At 45.6% G+C, this 3,396-nt stretch carries 2 protein-coding genes and 3 pseudogenes; all 5 read right to left on the reverse strand.

The genetic code is table 11. The features are described 5' to 3' along the window. Positions 1–441: pseudogene (locus tag B4113_RS14940) on the reverse strand (pre-toxin TG domain-containing protein); the annotation flags it as partial. Positions 442–623: 182 nt separating this feature from the next. Continuing rightward, on the reverse strand, positions 624–974 hold the full coding sequence (locus B4113_RS14945) for a hypothetical protein (protein WP_033843110.1): 351 nt from the start codon (positions 972–974) through the stop codon (positions 624–626). Positions 975–979: 5 nt separating this feature from the next. After that, on the reverse strand, positions 980–1,786 hold the full coding sequence (locus tag B4113_RS19080) for a pre-toxin TG domain-containing protein (protein WP_348537080.1): 807 nt from the start codon (positions 1,784–1,786) through the stop codon (positions 980–982). Positions 1,787–1,860: 74 nt separating this feature from the next. Then, a pseudogene (locus B4113_RS21280) lies at positions 1,861–2,024 on the reverse strand (transposase); the annotation flags it as partial. 350 nt (positions 2,025–2,374) lie between these two features. Further along, positions 2,375–2,986, reverse strand: a pseudogene (locus B4113_RS21285) (DUF4277 domain-containing protein); the annotation flags it as partial. Positions 2,987–3,396: the final 410 nt, after the last annotated feature.

Consider the following 3,396-nt stretch of genomic DNA (forward strand, 5'->3'; position numbering starts at 1 on the left):
CGGCCCCACTCCCGCATACGCCGGCTGCCATGAAACGGAGGCGACGCTTTTGACTAATTCGTCCCATTGCTTCTTGAACAGGAGGGCCGTTTCCGCAAACGGCGCTTTGATGACTTGATGGTAGATCGTGTGGAAGATCGTCTTCATGGTATCATCGCACACGACATGTTTCACTTTCGCAAGGGCGGAGGCGGCATCGATCGCCTTGGCCCCCTTGATCGCCGCTTTTCCAGCGACACCGGCTCCTTTAGCCGGAGGAACAATCGATAACAGCAACATCCCGCCCGCCAGCAGCCGATCCCCGATCGACAGGCGCTCGCCGGTGATCGGGTCGTACTCGCCAAATACGCGCTGCACGTCATACCAGCCGAGAAGCTCCAAGTCAAATTCCTTCATGTTATCGGCGAGCATTTGATCTGCCTGATGCGTTGTTGCAGCGGTGAGCTAGCAAACCATCCTCCCTTATATTTAAGACAGCAAAACCTTGAAAGGCTTATGGTCAATCAAGGTAATTATAGAACCTTTTTCGTTCCATTGATACATTGGATCTCAAATTCAAAAATTACTTTAAAAGAAAGTTATAAATGGTATTTTAGCAAATACAAAATCTATCTCTAAACTTGTTACCTATTCTCTTCATCATACCCCAAAAATAGGTCTTGTAAATCTCCATTAATCGGTTCATTATGGTCGTTAATTGTCACCTTAAACTCAATATTCTCCTCTCCTATTGATACTACCCCATCTAACACCCCTAAAATATTAGCTACAGCATCCACCTCTACTTGTTCAATTATTTTAAGTAATATTTCTTTGTTTTTGTCTGATAGCTCTGAATAAAACATCAATGCTTCTTTCCAATAGGGATCTGTAACTTCATTAATATCAGTATTATTGAATATATCTCGATAAAAATCGCGATTTTCTTTTATAATTGATTGATGTAGCAGTTTAACAAACTCTTCTGTATTCATATCTCTCATCTCCTTCTTATCTCTGGATACAATTGTTTATTTAATTCAATTAATTTTCGAAGTTGAGAATTAGGAATATCCGGATATACTCTTCTTAATTCCATTATATCTCTTGCTAATAATTGTCTTGCATTCTCAATTCCTTTTGAACTTCTCGAAACTATCCCTTTAGGACCTTTTCTTGTATGTCCAACTTTTGGTACTAATATTTCTGGTGCATTATTTGGATCATAGTTTCGAATGAACTTTTTCATAATTGCTTTTTGTCCCACATGATGTGCGTCTAACCCCAGTACACCTTTTATTTCGTTATATAACCCCACATCATACTTATTTGATTTACCTACGCCCTTCTCAACTACTCCTCCCTCAACTTTCTTGATCATGTTGCGGGACGCATCTTTCGCCTCACTCATCCACACCCGAGGCGCTGGGCCCACCCCCGCATACGCCGGCTGCCATGAAACGGAGGCGACGTTTCCTACTAATTCGTCCCATTGCTTCTTGAACAATCGGGCTGTTTCGGCAAGAGGGGAGCGGACGGTTTGGCGAAAGGCGATGTCGCCGATCGCTTTCATTTTATCATCGCACACGACATGTTTCACTTTCGCAAGGGCGGAGGCGGCATCGATCGCCTTAGCGCCCTTGATCGCCGCTTTTCCGGCAACGCCGGCACTTTTAGCCGGAGGAACAATCGACAACAACAACATTCCGCCCGCAAGCAGCCGGTCCCCGATCGACAGGCGCTCGCCGGTGATCGGGTCGTACTCGCCAAATACGCGCTGCACGTCATACCCGAGTTCGACAGTCACTAGGCAAACAAAATGCCTCTCATCCCTTGATACCAAAGGGACGAGAGGCATTTGGGCATACGTTGGGCGTGTATCTAGGTGCGAGGATGAATGCCTAGAATCTTCGGAGGAGGCTCCAGCCCTAGAGCTACAAAGAGTTGCGCTTGTTTGGCCGTCAGTTCGGTTGTTGACCAAGGTCGCCGTTTTTTGAAGAAAAATGTCCAAGCATGAGACGTTCGCATTCGTCCCTTACGTTCGGTCACGATTCATGATGGAGGTAAGCTAAGGTGATTCCATCGTTCTTTTTTGGTGTGACTCGTCGTGTGTACATGCCTATATTATAACCAATATCCATCCATTTTAAAAGTTAAAGTAGGAAAGTCGTGTGCCTATGAAATTCAGCGTTTTTTCCTAGGATCTGCATCATGAAATCCTTGATATTGCAGCATTTTGGCCATTTTCGTTTGCCTAAAATGACCTCAAAACTGTCGAACTCGGGGGGTAGAAAGAAAGGATTTTTCATTTTGTTTTTCAGAATACCATTTCGACCAACACAACGAGCGATGGCAATCCTTTTTTTACCATTGCTAGTCGTTCCGTATGACGTTACACGTCAATGCTCTCATCCATGCCCAATCCCTGCAGGATCCTTCGCTGATCAGGGGTGAGCGGTTTCCCTAACGCGCGTTGGATGTGCCCATCCGGCAGCTCCAGTAGGACGACGTTCACATACCGGAACAACTGAAAGATCGCCTGACCGATCGGGCGGGTCAGTTTCCGGTCCCCGCGCCCTTTCATGGGCGTTCCGGGGTGATGAACGGACGCCCGGCGCGGGAAGACGCGGGAAATGGCCAAGGCCAACAGAGAGAGGCCTTCTTTACTTGTCGATCTGCACGAGGCAAGACGAAAGGACTTGATGGAGATTCGCCTCATACCGTCGATCCCAATGACGCGCGATGGCATCGTCGTTGAACCAAGACGGCTCCAGCCCTAGCCGAATCTGCTTCGGCCAATCGATGTCATGCGCCCATTGTTCCAAATGAACGAGCGCTTGCCGGGGCCGCTCAAGATATCCAGAATGATTAGTTTGACGATATCGCTGGCTTGAGTTTGGCATTGTGGATCCACGGGAACGAGATGATCCATCAACTGAGGAAGGTCAAGATCTTTGAACAGGGTGCTTATTCTATTCAAATAAGAACTTTCATAAATGGCCCGAATTCAAACGTCCATGACGGGCCAACTCCTTTGCTTTCCTTGTGTTTCAAGGTTTGATTCGACAGGAAGATAAAAAAATCCTCCCGAATTTTGTCGAGAGGGTGCGAAATGTGAGTTGTACCCCTGCAAATGAAGATAAATGGCTTAGTAGCGTTCATATGCTCATTTACTTTTTATTTCTTCTTTCATGGAAGTGGACAATTTTTCGATCTCGTCTTTGTAATTCAGCCAGCATCGTATTTTCTCTCCGTGCCCCTATTTTCTCTTTTATTTATTGGTTGTGGAACGAGAGAAAACCTTTATTTCAATTACTGTAGATGAGCAAATTTGCTAACACAAATTGACAACTAAACAAAAAAGGAGACATGAACCCGATTCCTTGGTTAGAATAGATGTACCACCAACTACCCACA

The organism is Geobacillus sp. B4113_201601 (assembly GCF_001587475.1).
In the GTDB taxonomy this organism is placed as follows: domain Bacteria; phylum Bacillota; class Bacilli; order Bacillales; family Anoxybacillaceae; genus Geobacillus; species Geobacillus icigianus.

What these genes read in the sequence shown, in the direction of transcription:
- B4113_RS14945 (WP_033843110.1), bottom strand. Translation starts at nt 974, where the DNA reads ATGAATACAGAAGAGTTTGTTAAACTGCTACATCAATCAATTATAAAA.